This window comes from Microbacterium trichothecenolyticum (assembly GCF_030818955.1).
GTDB lineage: Bacteria > Actinomycetota > Actinomycetes > Actinomycetales > Microbacteriaceae > Microbacterium > Microbacterium trichothecenolyticum_B.
Map to the genome: position 1 here is coordinate 3,637,177 of NZ_JAUTBF010000001.1, position 19,307 is coordinate 3,656,483.

Genomic DNA, 19,307 nt, shown 5'->3' on the forward strand with positions numbered 1-19,307 from the left:
CCGGTATCGGCGGGGTCCGTGGAGATCCCGGATGCCGGAGTGTCGGCATCCGGGATCTTTGCTCACTTGACCTGGGCGCTGATGACGCTCATGACCGCGGTGTCGGCAAGCGTGGTGGTGTCGCCCACCTCGCGGCCCTCGGCCACGTCGCGGAGCAGCCGACGCATGATTTTGCCCGAGCGGGTCTTGGGCAGCTCGCCGACGATGTAGACGTCGCGGGGGCGGGCGATCGGACCGATCTGCGCGCCGACCCACGTGCGCAGCTCGTCGCCGAGCCCTTCTACCCCCTTCTGCTTCAGGTAGCGGCTCTTGATGATGACGAAGGCGACCACGGCTTGGCCGGTGGTCTCATCGGACGCCCCCACGACCGCTGCCTCGGCGACCCCCTCGTGCCCGACGAGCGCCGATTCGATCTCGGCGGTCGACAGGCGGTGGCCCGAGACGTTCATGACATCGTCGACGCGGCCCAGGAGCCAGACGTCGCCGTCGTCGTCGAGGCGCGCACCGTCGCCGGCGAAGTAGTACCCCTTGTCGGCGAACTTCTCCCAGTAGGTCTCGCGGTAGCGGTCGGGATCGCCCCAGATGCCGCGCAGCATGCTCGGCCACGGCTCGGTCACGACGAGGAGCCCGCCGCTGCCGTTGCCGACAGGTTCGCCCTGGTCGTCGACGACGGCGATCGAGACGCCCGGCAGCGGTACCTGCGCCGAGCCCGGCTTCGTCTCGGTGACACCCGGCAGCGCCGAGATCATGATCGCGCCGGTCTCGGTCTGCCACCACGTGTCGACGATCGGCGTCTCGTCGGCGCCGATGATCTCGCGGTACCAGACCCACGCCTCGGGGTTGATGGGCTCGCCGACCGAGCCGAGCAGGCGCAGCGATGACAGGTCGAACTTCTGGGGGACGTCGCGGCCGATCTTCATGAACGAACGGATGGCGGTCGGCGCGGTGTAGAAGATGGTGACGCCGTGCTTCTCGATGAGCTCCCACCACCGGCCGGGGTGGGGGGTGTCGGGGGTTCCTTCGTAGAGGAGCTGCGTGGCGCCGTTCGCGAGCGGACCGTAGGTGACATACGTGTGGCCCGTGATCCAGCCGATGTCGGCGGTGCACCAGTAGACATCGGTCTCGGGGTGCACGTCGTGCACGACCCGGTTGGTGAACGCCGCCTGCGTGAGGTAACCGCCCGACGTGTGCAGGATGCCCTTCGGCTTTCCCGTCGTGCCGGAGGTGTACAGGATGAACAGGGGCGTCTCGGCGGGGAAGGCTTCGGCCTCGTGCGCGTTCGACGCCTGCGGGACGACGTCGTGCCACCAGAGGTCGCGCCCCTCGGACCAGTCGACGTCGTTCTCGCCGCGCTTGACGACGAGGACGTGCTCGACGCTCTCTTGGATGCCGGACCCGTTGCGGTCGGCGAGAGCGAGGTCGACCGCGGGCTTGAGGGGAGACACCTTGCCTTTGCGCCATCCGCCGTCGGCGGTGATGACGACCTTCGCACCGGCGTCGTCGATGCGGGCGCGCAGGCTGTCGGCGGAGAAGCCGCCGAAGACGACCGAGTGCACCGCCCCGATACGGGCGACCGCGAGCATCGATGCGATCGCTTCGGGGATCATCGGCAGGTAGATGGCCACGCGGTCTCCGCGTTCGACGCCGAGGTCGGTGAGGACGTTGGCCAGGCGCTTCACCTCGTCGGTCAGCTGGGCGTAGGTGACAGTGCGTTGATCGCCCGGCTCACCCTCCCAGCGCAGGGCGACGCGCTCGCCGTTGCCGGCTTCGACGTGGCGGTCGAGGCAGTTGTAGGCGACGTTCAGTTCGCCATCGCCGAACCACTCGGCGAACGGCGGGTTGGACCAGTCGAGCACGCGGGTGAAGGGGGTGTGCCAGTGCAGTGCGCGGGCCTGATCGGCCCAGAAGCCCTCGCGGTCGGCCGCCGCGCGCTCGTAGAGCTCGCGATCCGCGACCGCTTGGGCGGCGAACGACGCCGACGGGGCGAAGCGGCGGGTCTCCGTGAGGAGATGGTCGATCTGGCTGCTCATCGCGGCGCTCCTTTGCGTTCACGGGATGCCACGTCGATGCGCGACATCGTCACGTCGTCACGCTAGCGAGAGCCTCCGACACCGGTTACCTCCGATAGTTGGCATCCGGGTGGATCTGGCACAGGTGATATATCGGGATGAAGAGGTCGAAAGAGTTGGCCAGGCCGTTCCGGCGCACGTACCCTGATCTTGCCCGAACATCGCTTCCGGCATCCGCGTCGGGGGGAGCCCCCCAATTTTCCTCCGGCGCGTGGCGGCATCCCTCGCCCCCCACTGTTAGGGATGCCGCCCCCTCCTTTTCGGGCGGTCCCCGTCTGCCATCGGCGTGCGCCGCCGCGCGAGCAGACCCGACGCTCCTCCCCAAGGGGACGAACCGGCGCCCTCTCCACGGATGCGGCTTCTCGTCCGACGCGGACGCACACGCCCCCTCTACGGTCGTCGTCGTGTCTTCCGTCATCCCCCTTCCCCAGAGCTCCCTCACGCCCTCGGCGTGGGGCGATCCCGCGCTCGCATTTCTTCGTCCGTTCCTCGACGACCGATCGGTCACCGACCTCTTCGTCAACGGTGAGCGGGGTCTCTTCGTCGATCGTGGGCGGGGGATCGAGCACGTCGCCGCGTGGAGGGCGGGCGAGGGAGAGGTGCGTCGGCTCGCGGTGCGCCTGATCGCCCTCGGCGGTCGACATCTCGACGACGCCTCACCGTGCGTCGACGTGCGCTGGGAAGGCGGTGTGCGCGTCCACGCGGTGCTCGCTCCCGTTGCGGTGAGCGGGACCACCATCTCGGTGCGCGTGCCCCGGTGGGATGCCCCCGACCTCGCGGAGCTGGAACGTGCGGGAATGCTGTCGCCGCGGCAACGCGACAGGCTCGACGAGCTCATCGAGCGGCGTCAGAACGTGCTCATCAGCGGCGCCACGGGTGCGGGGAAGACCACGCTGCTCGCGGCACTGCTCGGGCGCGTCCCGGCGGCCGAACGCCTCATCACGATCGAGGAGGTCGCCGAGCTTCGCCCCCGGCATCCGCACCACGTCGCGCTCGAAGCCCGCCAACCCAACATCGAAGGCGCGGGAGCGATCACGTTGTCGCGGCTCGTGCGCGAAGCGCTACGCATGCGTCCCGACCGCTTGATCCTCGGCGAGTGCCGCGGAGAAGAAGTGCGCGACCTGTTGATGGCCTTGAACACGGGCCACGACGGAGGTGCCGCGACCGTGCACGCGAGCGGGCTGAGCGACGTCGCGGCCCGACTCGAGGCGCTCGGCTCGCTCGCCGGAATGGATGCCACGACGACGGCTCGGCAGACGGTGAGCGCCATCGGCGCGGTGGTGCACGTCGAGCGGCGCGGCGGCCGTCGCCGTGTGACGCAATGGGGGCGGCCGGTCCTGCGAGACGGTCGCTTGAGCATCGCGGCAGAGCCGTGGTGACGGCGCCGCCGACCGCGCGCGCGGATCAGATCGAGACGGCTCTGCGCCTGTCGGTGCTGCTCGAAGCCGGTCTGGCCCCCGCCGCCGCGTGGGCGGCGATCGCCGAGCACGCAGACGCGACGACCGCTGCCGCGGCCCGTGCGGCCGCGAGAGGCGAAGACGTGGGCGAGGTGCTCCGTCGAGCGGGTCCGGGCTGGAGTGACGTCGCGGCGGTGTATACCCTCGCCGTCGACGCCGGTGCGCCGCTGGCCGACACGCTCCGGGAGGTCGTCGGCGCGCTCCGCGACGCGGGGGAGGTCGCGGCCGATGTGCGGGTGGCGCTCGCCGAACCGGCGGCCACGGCGAACCTGCTGGCTTGGCTCCCGGTGCTCGGCATTCCGATGGGGGTCGTGCTCGGATTCGACACGGTCGGCATCCTCTGCGGCGACCCGGTGGGCATTTCCTGCCTGGTCGCGGGAAGCGCCCTCGTGCTCGTGTCGCGGGTATGGTCACGTCGCCTGGTACGCCGTGTCACTCCGCCCGCCGTCGTGCCGGGCTTGGATGCGGAGTTGTGGGCGGTGGCGCTGTCGGCAGGCGTCTCGGTGGACCGGGCGGAAGAACTCGTCGCCCGGGCGCGGGGCGGCGGCGGCGCGCCCGTGTCTTTCTCCGATCCCGTCGCAGCCACCCTCGATATGGCGATGCGTACGGGTGTCCCGGCGAGTGAACTGCTGCGCGGTGACGCCTGGCTCGCCCGTCACCGCGCGCGCACCGATGGGCGCGCAGCGGCCGCGCGGCTGTCGACGATGCTCCTGCTTCCCCTCGGCATCTGCACGCTCCCCGCGTTCCTTCTGCTCGCGGTCGCTCCGATGATGCTCGGCGTGTTGCGATCGAGCGCCCTTCCCTGACGCGGCTTCGCGTCATCCATCCGGGCGGCGTGGGGGAGCCCCACCCGCCCTTTCACCCCAAGGAGATCCCATGTCCGTTCCCTTCCTTCCGTCCGCACCGCGGCGATCGGTCCTTCCGCCGCTCACCCAGGCCCGAGCAGGCGCGCTGTTCCTCGACGACAGGGGTGCCGCGACCGCCGAGTACGCCATCGCGACCATGGCTATCGTCGCGCCCTAATGACATACTTTTGAGATGGCGAGTGAGCGCGTGGCCCTGTACGCACGACAGAGCGTGCAGGAGGACCAGGGCATCACACAACAGTTGGAGGCGATGCGAAAACGGGCCATTGCTGAGGACTGGATCGTCGCCGGTGAATACGTGGACAACTTCACATCGGCCACGAAGGCGAGGGGCGACGGGACCGACTGGGCGCGTATGCTCGCGGACGCGGACGCCGGGAAGATTGACACGATCGTCGCAGTGAAGTCCGCTCGCCTGCTGCGTCGTGTCGAAGATGCCCTCGAAGTCACTGCACCGCGTCGCGACGTCCGCGTCGTCACCTTCGATGGCATTGACACTGCGGGGCACTGGGGCAAAGTGATCCTGCTCATCATGACCTCCATAGCCGAAGCCGAGATCGAGGAGAAGGAGGCTCGCGCACTACCGTTCCGTGCGGCTCGACGTGAGGCAGGGCACCCGACCCCGGGGCTGGTGCCCTACGGATACAACTGGGTGTCGAACAAGGACCGTGACGATCGCGGTACGCGATATCAGGTGGTCCCGCACGAAGCCCATGCACTCCTCTACATGTCCCGTGAGCTGCGGGCGGGCGCGAAGCTCGGAGAGATCGCCAAGGCGTTGAACGACGGCACTGCACACGATGAAGATGGTGATTCACTGTCCGAGCAAACGCGGCTCACACGTCCCATCCTTAACCGCGACGGCACGGTGAAGCGGCCGGGGGCGAAGTGGACCAGCACGACCGTGCGACGCATTCTCCTGTCCCCCTTCCCCGCCGCGCTCCTGCCACCTCCGATGCCGGACGGGATGCCCTATCGCGCCGACCGTTTCACCCTCTCGGAGTGCACCCCAGGCGCGTGGGACGCGATCTTGACGGAGGATGCCGTGGCCGCCGCGCGAGGTCGTCTATTGGACTCCTCCAGGCGCACGCACGACGGGAACACCCGCGCTAAGTGGCTGCTATCCGGACTCGGTGAATGCGGCCGGTGCGGCGGGGCGTTACGCAAGTGCCAGACGAAGACGACGGCGACGAGCGTGCGCGGGTACCGGTGCACAACGGGCTGTTTCCAGCGCCCCGCAGCCTTGATCGAAGAGTACGTCGAGAACGCGGCGGTGGAGGTGCTGAGTGCCCCCGGACTGCTCGCCTGGGTCGATGATAGGCGGCACGACATCGGCGCGCTGAGAGCGCGACGTGACGCGATTGACGCAGACGAGAAGGAATGGTTCGCTCGAGTCCAGGCAGGCACGCTTCGACCCGAACAGTGGGACGTGCTGAGCACCAAATGGGCCGAGGAACGTACACAGCTCGACGGCGACATCGCCGAGGCCGTCAGCGTCGACCCGACGGCCGCGTTCGTCGGCGCCGAGGACGTGCGCGGGCTGTGGGAGCGAATGAGCACGGCCCGGCGCCGTGCGGTGCTCGGTGCTCTGCTCCTGGGTGTCCAGGTGCATCCTGTCGGCAAGGGGCGGCGGCTCACCTCGATCGAGGCGGTGGAGGGCACCGTGACCATCATGTGGAGGCGTGCGGAGAGGCGCGTGAAGATCGATGCGGAACGCACGGTCTCCTCGGTGCGCGGCCGGGTGCCGGATGATGCGCGAGACGCCGTTGGGCGGGCGCTAGATAGTTAGGGTGACGGGCATGACGCTGAATACATCACGCCACGAGCTGGCGCGTCGGCATGTCGATCTCGAAGAGACCTTCACCGCTTTGCCAGTTCATCCCGGTCTGGTCAGCGACCTGCTAAAGCTGGCGGCTACAGTCGCTGCCGACCGCAACAATCGCAAGGCCGACGGCCTCCCACCTTGCGAAGACACCGAGACGCCAGCGGAGACAGAGGCCGCGGTGCCTTCCCGGATGCCGAAGGTGCCCACGGTAAAGCCGGTCAAGCCAGTTCCGCCAGTGAAGCCCGTACCGCCGGTGAAGCCTGTTCGGCCCGTTAAGCCAATCCAGCCCCAAGAGCGATTCACTGTGCAGGAGAGGGCCGCGTGACAGCGCGCGTATCGAGTTACTCACATGGCCCACCTGGCCTGCACCTGGTGGCGTGCGCGAGGCGCTCCGGACGGTGGAGAGACGCGCCGCATAGCCTCCGCGTGCTGTCCTGCACAGGCTCTTCGCGGTCCCTTCATTGCACCGAACGAGCGCAGGCGTGCCGCTTGCTCTTCGTGCGTTCGAGAAGCGAAGTTCGGCACACCTGCGGGAGCATCGCCTAGTCGATTCTGCACAACAGTGAAACTAGGACCCAGTTCTTTGCGGCCCGCCCCGTTTCGCTATCAGGTCGCGTACTCGCATGTCGAACCTCTCGTCGGCGTCTTGATGGCGCTCGATGTACACACCCTCGTCGTCTATGTATCTCGCCAGACCGTCTTCCACGAGATCATGATTTGAGGTGTGACGGAAGATCTGGACGCCACCCTCCATCGTGCCGTGTGTCTCTACAACATCCTCGCGAGCAACGTAATCGAACAGATGGGCCAGTCTCTCGAAGCCCATCCCGTATAAGTGCTTATGCCGGTCGTGGTCCGACACGAAAATCACGCCCGTTGTGGAATCCTCATCGGCGTGTATTTGAAACACGAAGCTGTGGATAATTTGGTTACACAAGCGGCTGACACTCAGCTCGCCGTTCGCGGGCCTACCGATGTCGTAGAAGCGCTCAGGACTGAAGCGGTCGAGCACCATGGGCGTTCGACCGGTTATGGGGTACTGACGCACCTGGTAGCGCTTACCGGGTAGCCGGGACGATGACTTGCCAGAGTCGATGAGGCGTCGGATGGAATAAGCGCCCATCATGATGTCGCGCTCAGCTAGGAAGTAGGTGCGGCTCGTCCAGCGCTTCTGGATGTTCCAACGCCTCAGGCGTATGGCAGACTTCCACAGCTCCGCTCGCCAAGGACCAGACTCATCAATCACTCGCGGAAGAGCTTCCTCGATCGCCTCGTCGGCTCGATCAGAATGCCGCGCGGCGTGTTCTCCGAGGCCTGCGTGACGGGCGCCTCGCCGGACTGCGGAACACGCGCGTTGAAGTCTGCGGCGAACATGTCGACGTAGATGATGAACAACCGGCGGATGACCGTGGCCAAGATCAGTCCGATGTGGACGGCGACCGCGAACAGAGCACCCACGACCCAGGGGGTCACATCGGGCGTTCGGAGGCCCGGCAGGCTACCAACGAGCGCGAGCATACCTGCGAAGACAATGCAGATGAGTGCGAGATAGAGGCAGGCGGCTGCGGCGGCGCCCACGTACCGCTGGAGATCGTTACGGAAGGCAAAGGTGGCCGACTCTGCGAGCTTCACCCGGAGATTCGTCAGGAAGACAAACGCGCCGAACATCGCTCCCACGAGGAGCGAGGACGCTGGCAAGGCCACAGACACACCATTCTGGATGTCGAGGCCCCAGGAGACCCACAGGCCAAGGCCAACCCCAGCGACAATCGGTACGCCGAACTGCACCAGGGCGGCCGCGGCGGCACGACCTCGGGACCGTTCCGGGTCAACGAAGTTGACCCGGAAAAGTGGTCGAAGATCGTACTTCTTCTGTGCCGTCATCACGCCTACGGAGTGAGCTTGTCCAATTTGGTGGGTAGCCAGTCACTCGGGAAATTCATCCCGATCTGACCCATTAGATACTCAACGTCCGACACTGCCGCTGCGGCCAGTTCCGCTGCTGTCGGCGGCGTCGTTCCGTCCAGGGGGTAGATGAAGTGCGGGAAGTCGTTGGAGATGGACAACGCCTTCTGTCGACCGTCCTGAACGTACAGGACACGATAGTCGTCGAAGTCGGAGTCGTTGAGGGACATCCCAAACGCTCCCGTGAGCGCCAGCTTCTTGTTGTTCAACACCTTGTCTCTCACCCGCTGGATCACAGTCTTCTTGGTGAGTGAGTCAGCCAGGGTCAGCGTCACTCGCGCACGGGAGACGTGTCCCGGCGTGCCAAACGTGGGGCGCGTACCATCGATACTCGACTGGATCAGCTCGACGTGGGTCACGTCGATGTTGGTCTGACCCAAGTAGGTCGCCCAGGCGGTGCGATCGGCCATATCGGTCGTCAGCTTCAGAACCAGACCCCGGTCTTTCCAGTGGTTCTCCAGCGCGCGCACGAACGGGAACGCGTTGTTTGACCGGCCCGCGGTTGCCGCCACGATGAAGCCGTGCTTGCCGTAGCTCGGGACGATCAACAGCAGTGGCAGGTCGTCCAAGACAGCGTCACTCGCTCCGATAGGAGTGCCGTCAGCGTTCGTGTTGGTATCGCGCACGCGTCGGACACGACCGAATTGCCCATTACTAGCGTCCACCAGGAACGACCACTGCCCATGCTGCACGGCGTCTACGCCGAAGTACGTCAATCGATCGTCGTCGCGGGTGCTGGAGTCGATGAGTGCCTTTAGAGCGTCCCGGAAGAGGCCCTGCGCGCCGTCAGTGTGCAGCCCCACATTGTCGAAGTCGTACCGCTCACTGGGCGCTCTGCGCTTGCCCAATTCAACCTGAAAGATTCGGTACCCGTATGCCACGCTGCTGCCCCCCGGACTTGTTTCCAGAATCTTGGCACAGGCGATGACGCCTTGGGCATCACCACTGCCCAGTCGCGGAAGCCTCGTCGGGTGGCGGCCGGTTAAGGGCATCGATCCCACCGGAGCATCCGAGACTCTTCTGCCGCTACGATTCGTCGATGGACGCGGCTCGCATGCTAGACGAGTTGAGGACCCAGCACTGGACCAGCGCCATCGGCGACCCCGCGGAGATAGAGATCACTCTGGTCGTGCACGGGTTGGCCGCCGCACGGACACAGAGGGGGCATTTTCGCCAAGTCCTGCGACCTGCATCCGCGGGGGATGCCGCGCCGAACACAATGAGCGCCATTTTTGGCAACGGGGAGCAGCCGCTGCACACAGACGGGGCGCACTTGCAGCAGCCGCCCGACGTTATCCTTCTCGCGAGCGCGGAACCCAACCTCACGCCCACCCGTGTCTGGAGCGGCGCGCAGCAAGTGCCAGGAACCTCTGCGATCATCACGAATTCGCACCCAGAGTTCGCTCGCCATGGGTTGTTCGTCGTCCGTAACGGTCGCGATTCTTTCCTGTCCCCAGCGTTCGACTGGATGCGACTGCGGGTCGATCCCGCCTGTATGAGTCCCGCCGACGGATACGCGCGACAGGCCGCCGAGTATTTCCAGAATCTGCCCGCGTTCGAGTTTCACTGGGATGTTCCGCAGAAGGTGCTCCTCATCGACAACTTGTACGCGTTGCATGGTCGAACCGCCGTTTCGGCTGAGGATGCCGGTCGCGGTCTGGAACGCCGCTCGTACATCTGGGGGGCAGCCTCGTGAGCCGCGTTCGCCCGTTCGACAGCGATGGTCTGTGGCTCAAAGCTCGGTTGTTCATCAACCGCGCCCTTGACGATTCGACTGCTTTCGAGGAGGCGGCGTTCTGGGCGTGTTGTTCGCTTGAGTTGCTCGGTAAAGCCGCACTGTCCCGCATCAACCCAGCTTTGATCGCCAACCCTATGGACGACGGTCGCAGCATACTGATCGCGAGCGGCGTCATCGAAGATTTCGACGGCTTCCTGTCAGTACAGGCCAAGACCGTGTGGGCGCGCTGTTCTCGGTCGTTCCGGCAGTTCAATGCGGACGAGGCGAGGGAGATCTCGCTCGGCAGGAATGCCTACATTCACTCCGCTTCGATCGGCTTCGACGTACTCGGTCCAGCAGAGTGGTGGCCTCGCTTCTGGGCGCAGGCCAACGTGCTGATAGCTCACTGCGATTCGACCATCGAGGAATTTGTCGGACCGACTCGGGCGAAGACTGCCGAGAGCCACCTACAGACCAACCGCGCCAATCTCAGTCGCCGATTGGAGTCACAGTTGGACTCTGCTCGACTACGTCTTCGAATGCACGAGTCCGGCAACATGACCGGCCAGATGCGCCGGGAGTGGTCTCGTTTTTTCCTCGACTATCCCTCCTACACAGGCGAGGTGGACTGCCCCGCTTGCGGGAACGTTGCGAAGGTCGGAGGCGAGGAGGTGGAAGAGCGGAGGCTCGAACGCTTCGAATTCGACGATGTGGCCCTCACGCTGGTGGTCTGGACGGTCTACCTCGGCTGCGAGCACTGCCACCTAGAGCTGGTCGATGTTGACCTCCTAGACGCCGCAGGCATCCCGTCTGCGTTCGAAGTGGAAGGAAGCGGCGAGGACATCGCCGACCTCTATGACAGCGAGTACAACAACGAGTAAGCAAAACCTAGACGCGCCGCCATCAACCTGTTGAGGCCAACTCAGTCGCCGATCCGTCTCGTCTTCGACTACTCGTTGTCAGCGCGGCGAATCTCCCACTCAACGCCGAGTCGCTGCCGCGCCTTCTTCAGCTGGGTGCGATGCATGGGCTTGTCCTGCGCATCGTCTGCCGCGATCTGCGAGAGCAAAAGCATGAGCGCCTGTACGCGGAGCCAGTCCTCCGCCCCGTCCCAGTCCCCGCGCCACAGCAAGGAGACGCCGTAGGGGTTTTTCGCATCTTCCGGATCGGATCTGAGATAGACATCGGCCACGCTCGACGTGGCGTGCGAGTACAGGCTGAGGGTCCGGTACATGGCATAGATTTGCGCCCCGCCCGCAATCGCCCTGCACCTCTCTTCGAAGCTTCGGGTGTGCGTAACGGTTTGGGTGTTACGCGCCTCCTCCGCGTCGAGTTGATCGCGCAGTTCCGTCAGGTCCGCGAGACCCAGATTGGTTACCTCGGTGAACATCGTGCGACGGCTTTTGGTGTCGACCGCGCTCAATGCGGCTCCGCCGTCGTCCGTCAGGAGTAGCCATGCAGCGTTCATGGCGCACTCCATGGTTTGTCGAATCAGTGGCATTGCCTCAAGGTCGTGGCCAGCTTGATGGAGAGCGAGAACGGCGCGCGAAAGTCGAGAGGCGTGATGAGCGAACGTCCACACTTGGACGGCATTGGAAGGTTGCATGCCGTCCTTGGGCGTGAAGGTGCGCGAACTGAGCTGCTCCCAGAGGGTGACCAGTCTCTGAGTTTCGACGGCGCCATCCGGCCACTTGTCGCTCATGGCCCGAATCTATCTCGCGCGTCTGTTGTCGGCGCCTCGCACAGCTTCTCGAATCCGTCGCTCTCCGTGTTATCAGCGATAGCCGATGCCGGAGCTGAGCGCAGCAGCGATTAGAGACAAGACGATTCCAACGAACGTACCCACGATGGCGACGACAATCGCGACGACGCCCGGCCACTTGGCACGGCCTCGGAGGCAAGCTGCGATAACACCTAAGACGAGAGCGACCGCCAGGAGTGCGAATCCCATTACCGGGTAGGCGAACCCAACGAGGAACAGAGCGCGAGAGCAGGCCAAGCCGAAGCCAAGTACTGCCAGCGCTATGGCGGCGAGTCCAAGGTAGTTGGGTTGAGACGCCTGCGGCCGGGGGCCAGAGTGTGCCCGCGCTGCCACACGAGGCGCAGCAACTATCCGTCGAGTGCGTGCAGTCCAAGACCGCCCGTTCCAGTACCGCACCACCCCCGGCATGGAGCGATCCGCGTACCAACCGGCTGGAGCCTGGGGCGCGTTTTCGGTCATGGTTTCCTCATCTTCTGTGGCACTGATCGATCATCTGGGTGTCTTGCAGCATCCGGGCGTGCCAACTGCCGCTCGTGCTCCAGAGCTGAGCGCAGACGTGGCACCCTGTTGGCGCCGCTGACATTCCTAGTTGTGCTGTAATTACATAACATAGCTCGACCCCATCCCGGGTTGCGTTGTCGAGTGCCCGAAGGACCGATCCCTGACCCAAACTTTGACGCTCTCCGACTACACCTCGCTCAGCTTCGTGCGGAGCGCGGCTGGTCGTTCGACGAGCTTGCCGCTCGGGCTGGGATCGGTCGGGCGACGCTGGTGACGCTGGAATCAGGTAAGGCACGGGCGACTACCGCCGGCCCTGCATCGCAAGGGACCTTGGCGACTTGGTGGAAGATCGCCACGGCGCTCGGGGTGAGTCTCGAAGAACTGACACGTCCCCTGTATGAGGGCACCGGTCTCGACGTCTAGAAGGACGGTGTCGGACGCCCTTGTAAGCACGCTGGCTACCCATGCCAGGCTCAGGGTGAGAGCGACCGCAGGAAGCGCGTGCCGTGGATCATAATTATCGTGTTGGGTGTCCTGAGCCTCATTGCCGCCGTGGTCAGGGTCGCGATGATTATCAGCGAGGGGCGCATTGACGGTGGAACCATCGTCGGCGCGTTCGGATCACTAATTGGGGGTATCGCGTGCACCTCATTCGGGTGGACGACGCTTAGTCGGTCACGCAATCCCATTGAGGGCAACGATGAGCGGTAGAACGTGGGCGGGGGTGATCTGCGTTGCGGTGATCCTGCCCTTCGCCGTGGCCATGACGGTGCACGACTTCTCGGTCGGACAGTTCCCCGCCCGTCCGGTCGCGATCATCGTGCTGGTCATCGTGGGGGTCGTGCTGTGGCTGCGTCGTAACACGCGCGACGACAAAGACGCCTAAGCCGTCAGGCGGTAAGCGCTCTCATGGCACGACGGGGTTCTAGCTAGCAGGCCAGACCTCAGGCTCGGGCACCGGGCGCAGGCTGAGCGCGCCGATCGAAGCCCAGGGGACGATCTCCGTCTCGTCCCGGTTCTGGAAGACGAGGAAGCGATCGTCGTAGTCGATTAGCTCGCGTTCCTGCTCGCCTCGGCTGGCGTCGAGAAATGTGACTTTGACTGCGGCGGGAAGAGACGGGATGTATCCGCGAAGGTTCATGGCCAGACAGTAGCCCCGTCGCGGCCCGCCCTCGTGCATGCTCAGGCCGACGGCATCGTGTCGTCCTTGACGATACGCGCTCGCACCAAAGCAATACCCTGCTGGTGTGCCCGGTCGGCCTCTCGGATGCGCTTACGCAGGAGCACGGCGTGTGCCAGGAAGAACACGCTGGCTGTCCCCGTGAGCTTCTCGATCTGGAGTTCCCTGTAGAGACGGTGCGTGTATCGCTCGCGTAGTTCGTCGCAGGCTTCCTGCGCGGCCTCCAGGTCGACGATGGCGGTAAGCAGGTCCGACTGCTGAGTCCCCGCATTGACGGCATCTACGACCTCGGCGCGCTTGTCGTCGAATGCGCGCATCGCCGTGTAGGTCTCGTCTGAGGCGAAGACGTGGGCCTCGGCCATGACGGTACGCCAGGCCTCGGTGGCGGCGATGACGCGGGCATCCTCTTTTGGGCTGAGCGTGTCTGCGTCGACATTGACCGTGACGGTTCCGGAAGCCCCCGCGGCGGCTTGCGCGCGGAGTCCAGCCTCTATCCCTTGCAGGCCTTGCAGTCGGGCGCGGATGAGCTGGCCGGTAGCGACCCCCAGAACGTTGACGGCTGAGACCGCCCGCACCTGGAAGGCTCGGCGCTCGCGTTCGTCGTCGCGCAACATGTCGATCAAACGGCCACGAAGGGACGATCGCGCCGCCATCCATCCGCCGATCGCGACCGCAACGGCCCCGACCGCGGCGACGACGAGGGGCACGACGGCGGAGTTCCAGTCCATGGGCGGCACCATACCGGGCCGTGACGCGAGAGAGGCCCCCGCCGCCCCACGAGACGCGCCAAGGGCCTGGGCGGTCAGCTCAGCACGGATGCCACGGCGTAGGCGCTGCTGCGCTCCAGGCGGGCACGGGCGCGATCGTATCGGCGGGTCGTGCGGGGGTCGGCGTGGCCCATTGAATCCTGGAGGTCGCGGAGGGGTACCCCGGCGTCCAGGGCGAGGGTCGCGTGCGTGTGACGAAGGCCGTGCGGCGACACCTGGCCCTCGATGCCCGCGGCTCGCGCCAGGCGCTGGACAGTACGGAACGCCTCGGATGCGGCCCAGCGCTTGCCTGTGCTCGTGGTGAAGATCGGCGCGTCCGTCTGCGCGGAGGCGTTCGTGATGACCTCGGCCCCTTGGGCGGTGGATGCGCCGAGATATGCGGCGAGGGCATCCAGAACGGGGGCGGGTAGGGCGATCTTGGCGCGCTTGCCACCCTTGCGGGAGACGACGAGCACGCGGTGGCCGGTGTCGTGCTGGAGGTCGTCGTGGGTGGCGGCGAGAGCCTCGGAGATGCGCACGCCCGTGTGCACGAGAAGCGCGGCGAGGGCACGGGATCGGGGGCCGTCCTTGGCGGCGGCATCCAGGAACGCGACGGCCTCGGTCTTGGACAGTCCACGGGTCGAGCTGTGGTCCGCATCCACACGGGGGGCGGATGACGCGGCGCACCGGGTGCGGGTCGTCGGCGGACATTGCGCCCTCCTCGGCGGCGTAGCTGTAGAACGACGAGGCCGCAGACAACTTGCGGGCGGTGGTCGAGGCCGCACCTGTCAGGGTGCTGCGCCATAGGTCGACGTGGCGGCGCTGAGCCTGGAGGGCGTCCACGCCGCCGGAGTCGAGGAACGCGAACAGCTCGTGAAGATCGCGACGGTAGGCGCGGCGGGTGTTCTCGGAGGCGAGCGAGAGGAGCCATTCGCCTGCGAGGCCGCCGTGCCGTTCGGCGTTGGTCGAGCCGTGGGTGGCGAGCGTCGTCATACACACATGATAACTGACATTATCGTGTGTGTATGACGATGCTAGTCGTCGTCCAGGCCGTACAGGCCGGCAGACCGACAAACCAGGCCACCGAGCACGCCATAGACCTTTCCGGCGAGGTTGGCGAGCGCGAGAGCACGGCACTGCGTCAGGAGGGGGCACCCACGACACACCAGCTTCAACGCCGCGGGGTCGCTCTCATCGCTCGTGAAGCGGCTGTCGCCATGGCACGCTGGCGACGTCGTGCGCAGGGCCACCTGGAGCGCGGCGAACGCCTGCGCCACGGTCGGGGCGTCGGCGGTCTTCGCCCAAGGCGCGGCTCAGCCGTCCGAGAGGCCGTCGGCCAATCGCACGAGGCGGTCGACCTCGCTGTCGCCGCTGGTGGCGCCGTCGTCCATGGTGGCCGCCAACGCGACGAGTCGGTCGACCTCGCGAGCGTCGCCGGTGGTCGCCCTGGCTGCCACGTAGCTGTTGTCGATCATCGGAGCGGTGGAGGCCGACAGGCTGAGGAGCTTATCCAGGCGGGCCGCCTCGGCTGCGGTGACGTCCTTCCCCTCGATCGGTCGCCCGCCGGTGCGCTCGCCGATCTTGGCCAGGAGCTTTTCCAGCTCCGTCTGGTTCTCGGGGGTCACGGCGGCGACATCGAGCCATTCGCGGATCGCGTCGACCTGCTCGGCGCTCCAGCCGATGACCTCGACGACGCCGCCCACGCTATCGACGAGGACGTGCACCGCCTTGCCAGCGCGGGCGAGGAGCACGGGCGCGCCATCGATCTTCGTCGCCCGCGCCTCGAAGCTGCGGGGCAAGCGGATGACGTGGGCACCGACGGCATGCGCGGTCGCCTTTGGATCAGTCGGAGCGGGCGCGAGGAACGTCGGACGCACCATACGGAGGTCGTCCGGCTTGCCGGTCGGCTGAGCACCCGTGATGTTCGCCGGAAGGCGGAGGGGGGTGAGGTTGGTCATGGCGGACTCCTACGAGTTGGTGGGAAACAACGTGCGGCGGAGGCGCACGAGGACGTCGGCAGGGACGCCTGTCAGCTCGCGCACACCGCCGCGGGTGCCGACGAGAACGTGGAGACGGCTGTGGTCCTGGGAGCTGCCGCGACGGGTGTCGAGCACGTAGCAGTGGTCGATCCCCCGGGACCGTCCGAAGGCGATGCCGATGCCGCCGGGGAGCCGGTGCTGGTGCCCGCCGAGGAAGACGAACGGCCCCTGCGCGTCGCCCAGGATCGTGGGGTGCACGAGCTGCTGGTCGCCCACGACGAGGCTGTCGAGCGCGTAGGCGTCGGGCGCGCCCTGGGCGAGCTTGGAGCTGATGTCGCGCATGGTCGTCCTGTCGTGGTGGGAGGGGAGCTGGGCGCCCGGGAAAGGTTGAGCCAGGCGCCCGGCCGTCGAGGGGTGCCCCGCTCGCCGGGAGACCCTCCAGCGAGCGGGGCGTGACGCCGGGTCCTGACTCCCGGGTCGCCGCCGCAGATCGCCATGCCCAGCGAGATGCGACGGAGCTTGTGTTGAGTTGTGGCCTGCCCCTGCTCGGCGATGTCCGGACTCCGAGAAGGGGCAGGGGCTTAGGGGGTCGAGCTGCTGCGCAGGAGCTTCGCGAAGTCCGTGAGGGACAGGACGACGAGCGAGTCACCAACCGATCGGCCGCTGCGCCACTGGCAGAAGGCCGCCACAGGCTTGCCGGTGATGTCGGCGCCGACGCGGGCGCGGTCCAGGTCGTCCCAGGGCCGGAAATCCTGCCTGCTCGTGACGTTCACGTAGATGCCGTCGAGGCCGCGAACGTCGCCGTCAAGGCCGTTCTCCAGACCGGCGGCGAGCGCGTCGCTGATCTTGGACCCACGGGCTAGGAACGGCTTCGGGGTGGCGGGAAGTCCGGCGTCCTCCAGGAAGGTGCTCACGAGCTGCACGACACCTCTGTGCATGGCGCGGTTCACGTTGCCGATGGCGGCGCTCATCATCGGCCCCGAGGGAGGTCGCCGTCGTCGCCGCGGTAGACCGTCGAGGAGCTGTTGGACGCGGGCGGCCCCCCGAATCGGGCGTTCACTGCGGCGATCGCGTCGGCGCGCTCGTGCGGGTCTCCCAGGGCAGCGGCGGCCAGCATGGCGCGCTCGCGAGCCTCGCTCCAGTCGCGGTCGCCTCTTACCCAGGGTTCCATCCCCACGGGGCGGGGACCGGGAACGATAACGACGTGACCCCAGCGCCGCATCTGCTCCGACGGGTCGTGGACGAGGGCCAACCATCCCGGCTGACCGAGGCGGTTCCGTGCCGCCTCGCGGTGACGCTCGGTGATCACCAGCTCATCGCCGCGGGTCATCGGGCGGTTGCCGGGGCCGCCGAAGAGTTCGTGATCCAGGGACTGCGGCACCGAGAAGCCGGACCGCACGAAGTGGACGGTCTCACCGACCTGGGCCACACGGGGGCCGTCGTCGGGGGCGGCGGGGTCCGCGGTGGCGGCGGCCTTGCGCTCCGCAAGTTCTGCGGCCTCGGCGCGCAGGGCGGCCAGGCGTTCCTGGGCGGGGGTGAGAGTCGAGTCGGTCATGCGGATGCCTCCGGGGCGTCGGTGCGAGTGCTGTCGAGAAGGTCGTCGGCGAGGTCGTCTCGGTCTCGACGGTGAAGATCGGCGGCAAGGAGTGCGGCCAGCTCGGGGTGCTGCTGGGCGACGGTGAGCGCACTCCGGGCGAGCACGGCCACGCCCTGCTGGAGGAACACGTCGGCCTCGGTGTCGATCCCTGCCCCGCCGAGTGCCTGGAGGGCGCGTAGCTCGCTGTCACCGGCCGCGAGGACGCCACGGCGGTCCCGGGCCTCCTGCGCCTCCAGGGCGGTCTCCCTTGCACGTCGAGCGATGTCGACGACGCGAGCCGCGATCGAGGTCGCGTCGAGACCGTGCGCTCGTGCGACCTCCTCAGCGATCGCTGCCGGAAGGTGACCGCCCTGCACGTGGCGCCGGATGGAGTCACGGCTGGGCATCTCGTGATTGCGCGAAATGCGCGCAATGCTGTGACCGGCGAGGAGGGCCTGCTCCAGCCGCGATCGACGAACGGGATCGAGAGAACAGCACTCACAGCGACGCCCACGACGGGCGGGGGCTGCTGCTAGTGCGTTCATGTCGACTCTCCCTCACCTCAAGATGTCGACCCACGCGCTGCGATCGTGCATCGAATCGCGTATCCCGCGCGTGTCGGGATGCTCAGCCCCTGCCCGAGGCCAACCATTTGTCGAAGTCGATTGGAGATTCAGAGGTGGGGGGATCCAGGCGGACGTGGGCGGTGTCGGCGTTGCGGGAGAGGGTGCCGTACTGGCGTACAAGACCGCGGTGTCGTGCTGCGTCGAGATACTCCCGGTATGCGAGGAGGTCGTCTGCATCGCCCGCGTGTGCTCCAGCGAGAAGATCACCGGGGTACCGACCCAGCTTTGTTTCCGGGGCGCGCTTCAGGAGCGTCTGCTTGGTGACGTACTCGGCCATGTCGTCGGCGCTGAGATCGTCCCGCATCCAGGAGAACGTCTGTAGGTGTTCTGCGGCGTCATGGCCCAGGTGACGAGCGGCACGTACCCACCGGGCGGTTACGGCCTGCTGAAGGCGCCGACGGCCTGCTGGAGAGGAGTTCTGGTCGAAGGTGAGGATGACGTGGGAGTGCACGTTCCAGCCGTCTGAGGTCTTCGTCAGCTCCTCAGTGACGGCGTACCCGGTAATGCCGTGCTGTTTCTTGAAATGAGACCAGTCCCCCCTCTTCGTGAACCGAACGAGGATCGCATCGAGGTCCGACCACTCCTCGGCCAACGGCTTCGTGTCGTGGCGGAACGTCAGCGACACCATGACGGCGGCGGGCGCTACGCGCAGGGCTGCCGCAAGGGTGGCTTGACGCTCGGCCATGCGGTAGACGGAGCACGTGACGCACCGGAGGGTGCTGTCGCACTCGTGCCCACGACGGCAGAGGCGCACGGTGTTGTCGTCTACCAGCGCCCTGTTCCACTCATCCTGGGATGCATTCTGAGCACTCTCTTTGACCACGAGAAAACGGAGCGACGGCGGGCGCTCATATTTTGCACGTGACGCACTAACCAAACGGAGAGGGTCGTCGGTGCGGTAGTCGAAGGGCACACGCCGAGGAGTGCGCGGGTATGGGTGATCGTCTACGATCGTCACAAGAGAACATCTCCGTAAGCCGCCACTGACCTTGGTACGTCGGGGGCGGCTTTCTCTTTGCCCACGGGCGGATGTCGCCG

At 66.5% G+C, this 19,307-nt stretch carries 25 protein-coding genes and 1 pseudogene; 9 read left to right on the forward strand and 17 right to left on the reverse strand.

All coding sequences use genetic code 11. The annotated features are described in order from the left end of the window. Nucleotides 1–62 precede the first annotated feature (62 nt). Entirely contained in the window at nucleotides 63–2,030 is a 1,968-nt protein-coding gene (gene acs, locus QE412_RS17155; RefSeq protein ID WP_307486716.1) for an acetate--CoA ligase, read from the reverse strand. A 443-nt stretch (nucleotides 2,031–2,473) separates the two neighbouring features. Between acs and QE412_RS17160 the strand changes: the two genes are divergently transcribed. The 5 genes from QE412_RS17160 to QE412_RS17180 all read left to right on the forward strand — a co-directional run bounded on the left by QE412_RS17160 (nucleotide 2,474) and on the right by QE412_RS17180 (nucleotide 6,542). Then, nucleotides 2,474–3,448, forward strand: coding sequence for a TadA family conjugal transfer-associated ATPase (locus QE412_RS17160; RefSeq protein WP_307486719.1), 975 nt, complete (start codon nucleotides 2,474–2,476; stop codon nucleotides 3,446–3,448). After that, nucleotides 3,442–4,332 carry a type II secretion system F family protein gene (locus tag QE412_RS17165; protein WP_307486722.1) on the forward strand — a complete coding sequence of 297 codons (891 nt, stop codon included), beginning with the start codon at nucleotides 3,442–3,444 and terminating at the stop codon, nucleotides 4,330–4,332. Before QE412_RS17160 ends, QE412_RS17165 begins: the two co-directional genes overlap by 7 nt. Nucleotides 4,333–4,402: 70 nt before the next feature. Beyond that, nucleotides 4,403–4,549: a hypothetical protein gene (locus tag QE412_RS17170; RefSeq protein WP_307486724.1), complete on the forward strand. Its 147-nt coding sequence runs from the start codon at nucleotides 4,403–4,405 to the stop codon at nucleotides 4,547–4,549. A 15-nt stretch (nucleotides 4,550–4,564) separates the two neighbouring features. Beyond that, nucleotides 4,565–6,181, forward strand: a complete 1,617-nt coding sequence (locus QE412_RS17175; RefSeq protein WP_307486727.1) for a recombinase family protein — start codon at nucleotides 4,565–4,567, stop codon at nucleotides 6,179–6,181. Between the two features lie 10 nt (nucleotides 6,182–6,191). Continuing rightward, nucleotides 6,192–6,542: a hypothetical protein gene (locus QE412_RS17180; protein ID WP_307486729.1), complete on the forward strand. Its 351-nt coding sequence runs from the start codon at nucleotides 6,192–6,194 to the stop codon at nucleotides 6,540–6,542. A gap of 243 nt (nucleotides 6,543–6,785) precedes the next feature. Here QE412_RS17180 and QE412_RS17185 read toward each other — a convergent pair whose 3' ends face one another. From QE412_RS17185 to QE412_RS17195, 3 genes are read right to left on the reverse strand one after another with little or no spacing between them, the layout of a single operon-like run. Further along, nucleotides 6,786–7,463 (reverse strand): hypothetical protein, encoded by a 678-nt coding sequence (locus QE412_RS17185; protein ID WP_307486731.1) that lies wholly within the window; start codon nucleotides 7,461–7,463, stop codon nucleotides 6,786–6,788. Further along, nucleotides 7,460–8,101 carry a hypothetical protein gene (locus QE412_RS17190; RefSeq protein WP_307486733.1) on the reverse strand — a complete coding sequence of 214 codons (642 nt, stop codon included), beginning with the start codon at nucleotides 8,099–8,101 and terminating at the stop codon, nucleotides 7,460–7,462. Before QE412_RS17190 ends, QE412_RS17185 begins: the two co-directional genes overlap by 4 nt. A 5-nt stretch (nucleotides 8,102–8,106) precedes the next feature. Then, entirely contained in the window at nucleotides 8,107–9,183 is a 1,077-nt protein-coding gene (locus QE412_RS17195) for a hypothetical protein (protein WP_307486736.1), read from the reverse strand. 38 nt (nucleotides 9,184–9,221) lie between these two features. On the opposite strand from QE412_RS17195, the gene QE412_RS17200 reads away from it, so the two are divergent. Beyond that, nucleotides 9,222–9,878 (forward strand): hypothetical protein, encoded by a 657-nt coding sequence (locus tag QE412_RS17200; RefSeq protein ID WP_307486739.1) that lies wholly within the window; start codon nucleotides 9,222–9,224, stop codon nucleotides 9,876–9,878. After that, nucleotides 9,875–10,780 carry a hypothetical protein gene (locus tag QE412_RS17205; protein WP_307486742.1) on the forward strand — a complete coding sequence of 302 codons (906 nt, stop codon included), beginning with the start codon at nucleotides 9,875–9,877 and terminating at the stop codon, nucleotides 10,778–10,780. Before QE412_RS17200 ends, QE412_RS17205 begins: the two co-directional genes overlap by 4 nt. 68 nt (nucleotides 10,781–10,848) lie before the next feature. Here the strand turns inward: QE412_RS17205 and QE412_RS17210 are convergent, their stop codons facing one another. Together QE412_RS17210 and QE412_RS17815 are read right to left on the reverse strand one after the other, a co-directional pair. Next, the gene (locus QE412_RS17210; RefSeq protein WP_307486744.1) at nucleotides 10,849–11,601 is read right to left on the reverse strand and encodes a DUF5677 domain-containing protein; all 753 of its coding nucleotides are present in this window, start codon (nucleotides 11,599–11,601) and stop codon (nucleotides 10,849–10,851) included. Between the two features lie 72 nt (nucleotides 11,602–11,673). Beyond that, on the reverse strand, nucleotides 11,674–12,120 hold the full coding sequence (locus QE412_RS17815; protein WP_373426560.1) for a DUF2510 domain-containing protein: 447 nt from the start codon (nucleotides 12,118–12,120) through the stop codon (nucleotides 11,674–11,676). A 183-nt stretch (nucleotides 12,121–12,303) separates the two neighbouring features. On the opposite strand from QE412_RS17815, the gene QE412_RS17215 reads away from it, so the two are divergent. Together QE412_RS17215 and QE412_RS17220 are read left to right on the forward strand one after the other, a co-directional pair. After that, nucleotides 12,304–12,585, forward strand: coding sequence for a helix-turn-helix transcriptional regulator (locus tag QE412_RS17215; RefSeq protein WP_307486747.1), 282 nt, complete (start codon nucleotides 12,304–12,306; stop codon nucleotides 12,583–12,585). A gap of 277 nt (nucleotides 12,586–12,862) precedes the next feature. Continuing rightward, nucleotides 12,863–13,048, forward strand: a complete 186-nt coding sequence (locus tag QE412_RS17220) for a hypothetical protein (protein WP_307486749.1) — start codon at nucleotides 12,863–12,865, stop codon at nucleotides 13,046–13,048. 39 nt (nucleotides 13,049–13,087) lie between these two features. Here the strand turns inward: QE412_RS17220 and QE412_RS17225 are convergent, their stop codons facing one another. From QE412_RS17225 to QE412_RS17270, 11 genes and pseudogenes are all read right to left on the reverse strand, one after another. Then, nucleotides 13,088–13,303, reverse strand: coding sequence for a hypothetical protein (locus QE412_RS17225; RefSeq protein WP_307486751.1), 216 nt, complete (start codon nucleotides 13,301–13,303; stop codon nucleotides 13,088–13,090). A gap of 41 nt (nucleotides 13,304–13,344) precedes the next feature. After that, nucleotides 13,345–14,070 carry a hypothetical protein gene (locus QE412_RS17230; protein ID WP_307486753.1) on the reverse strand — a complete coding sequence of 242 codons (726 nt, stop codon included), beginning with the start codon at nucleotides 14,068–14,070 and terminating at the stop codon, nucleotides 13,345–13,347. A 74-nt stretch (nucleotides 14,071–14,144) separates the two neighbouring features. Beyond that, entirely contained in the window at nucleotides 14,145–14,750 is a 606-nt protein-coding gene (locus QE412_RS17235; RefSeq protein ID WP_307486756.1) for a tyrosine-type recombinase/integrase, read from the reverse strand. Between the two features lie 64 nt (nucleotides 14,751–14,814). Beyond that, nucleotides 14,815–15,081, reverse strand: a pseudogene (locus tag QE412_RS17820) (site-specific integrase); the annotation flags it as partial. Between the two features lie 41 nt (nucleotides 15,082–15,122). Beyond that, a complete protein-coding gene (locus QE412_RS17240; RefSeq protein ID WP_307486758.1) occupies nucleotides 15,123–15,365 on the reverse strand; it encodes a WhiB family transcriptional regulator in 243 nt (80 codons plus the stop codon). A 36-nt stretch (nucleotides 15,366–15,401) separates the two neighbouring features. Further along, a complete protein-coding gene (locus QE412_RS17245) occupies nucleotides 15,402–16,046 on the reverse strand; it encodes a hypothetical protein (RefSeq protein WP_307486760.1) in 645 nt (214 codons plus the stop codon). A gap of 9 nt (nucleotides 16,047–16,055) precedes the next feature. After that, a complete protein-coding gene (locus QE412_RS17250) occupies nucleotides 16,056–16,409 on the reverse strand; it encodes a hypothetical protein (protein WP_307486762.1) in 354 nt (117 codons plus the stop codon). Between the two features lie 239 nt (nucleotides 16,410–16,648). Then, on the reverse strand, nucleotides 16,649–17,038 hold the full coding sequence (locus tag QE412_RS17255; RefSeq protein WP_307486764.1) for a hypothetical protein: 390 nt from the start codon (nucleotides 17,036–17,038) through the stop codon (nucleotides 16,649–16,651). Then, complete coding sequence (locus QE412_RS17260; protein WP_307486766.1) at nucleotides 17,038–17,622, reverse strand: hypothetical protein; 585 nt, start codon at nucleotides 17,620–17,622, stop codon at nucleotides 17,038–17,040. Before QE412_RS17260 ends, QE412_RS17255 begins: the two co-directional genes overlap by 1 nt. Continuing rightward, nucleotides 17,619–18,050 carry a hypothetical protein gene (locus QE412_RS17265; protein ID WP_307486768.1) on the reverse strand — a complete coding sequence of 144 codons (432 nt, stop codon included), beginning with the start codon at nucleotides 18,048–18,050 and terminating at the stop codon, nucleotides 17,619–17,621. The genes QE412_RS17260 and QE412_RS17265 overlap by 4 nt, the downstream gene beginning before the upstream one ends. Before the next feature lie 220 nt (nucleotides 18,051–18,270). After that, a complete protein-coding gene (locus QE412_RS17270) occupies nucleotides 18,271–19,182 on the reverse strand; it encodes a hypothetical protein (RefSeq protein WP_307486771.1) in 912 nt (303 codons plus the stop codon). Nucleotides 19,183–19,307 lie beyond the last annotated feature (125 nt).

Bases quoted from the DNA above. Each gene is read 5' to 3' on its own strand.
- acs (WP_307486716.1), bottom strand. From the start codon at position 2,030: ATGAGCAGCCAGATCGACCATCTCCTCACGGAGACCCGCCGCTTCGCC.
- QE412_RS17170 (WP_307486724.1), top strand. From the start codon at position 4,403: ATGTCCGTTCCCTTCCTTCCGTCCGCACCGCGGCGATCGGTCCTTCCG.
- QE412_RS17175 (WP_307486727.1), top strand. From the start codon at position 4,565: ATGGCGAGTGAGCGCGTGGCCCTGTACGCACGACAGAGCGTGCAGGAG.
- QE412_RS17180 (WP_307486729.1), top strand. From the start codon at position 6,192: ATGACGCTGAATACATCACGCCACGAGCTGGCGCGTCGGCATGTCGAT.
- QE412_RS17190 (WP_307486733.1), bottom strand. From the start codon at position 8,101: ATGACGGCACAGAAGAAGTACGATCTTCGACCACTTTTCCGGGTCAAC.
- QE412_RS17200 (WP_307486739.1), top strand. From the start codon at position 9,222: ATGGACGCGGCTCGCATGCTAGACGAGTTGAGGACCCAGCACTGGACC.
- QE412_RS17210 (WP_307486744.1), bottom strand. From the start codon at position 11,601: ATGAGCGACAAGTGGCCGGATGGCGCCGTCGAAACTCAGAGACTGGTC.
- QE412_RS17815 (WP_373426560.1), bottom strand. From the start codon at position 12,120: ATGACCGAAAACGCGCCCCAGGCTCCAGCCGGTTGGTACGCGGATCGC.
- QE412_RS17220 (WP_307486749.1), top strand. From the start codon at position 12,863: ATGAGCGGTAGAACGTGGGCGGGGGTGATCTGCGTTGCGGTGATCCTG.
- QE412_RS17225 (WP_307486751.1), bottom strand. From the start codon at position 13,303: ATGAACCTTCGCGGATACATCCCGTCTCTTCCCGCCGCAGTCAAAGTC.
- QE412_RS17230 (WP_307486753.1), bottom strand. From the start codon at position 14,070: ATGGACTGGAACTCCGCCGTCGTGCCCCTCGTCGTCGCCGCGGTCGGG.
- QE412_RS17245 (WP_307486760.1), bottom strand. From the start codon at position 16,046: ATGACCAACCTCACCCCCCTCCGCCTTCCGGCGAACATCACGGGTGCT.
- QE412_RS17250 (WP_307486762.1), bottom strand. From the start codon at position 16,409: ATGCGCGACATCAGCTCCAAGCTCGCCCAGGGCGCGCCCGACGCCTAC.
- QE412_RS17255 (WP_307486764.1), bottom strand. From the start codon at position 17,038: ATGAGCGCCGCCATCGGCAACGTGAACCGCGCCATGCACAGAGGTGTC.
- QE412_RS17260 (WP_307486766.1), bottom strand. From the start codon at position 17,622: ATGACCGACTCGACTCTCACCCCCGCCCAGGAACGCCTGGCCGCCCTG.
- QE412_RS17265 (WP_307486768.1), bottom strand. From the start codon at position 18,050: ATGCCCAGCCGTGACTCCATCCGGCGCCACGTGCAGGGCGGTCACCTT.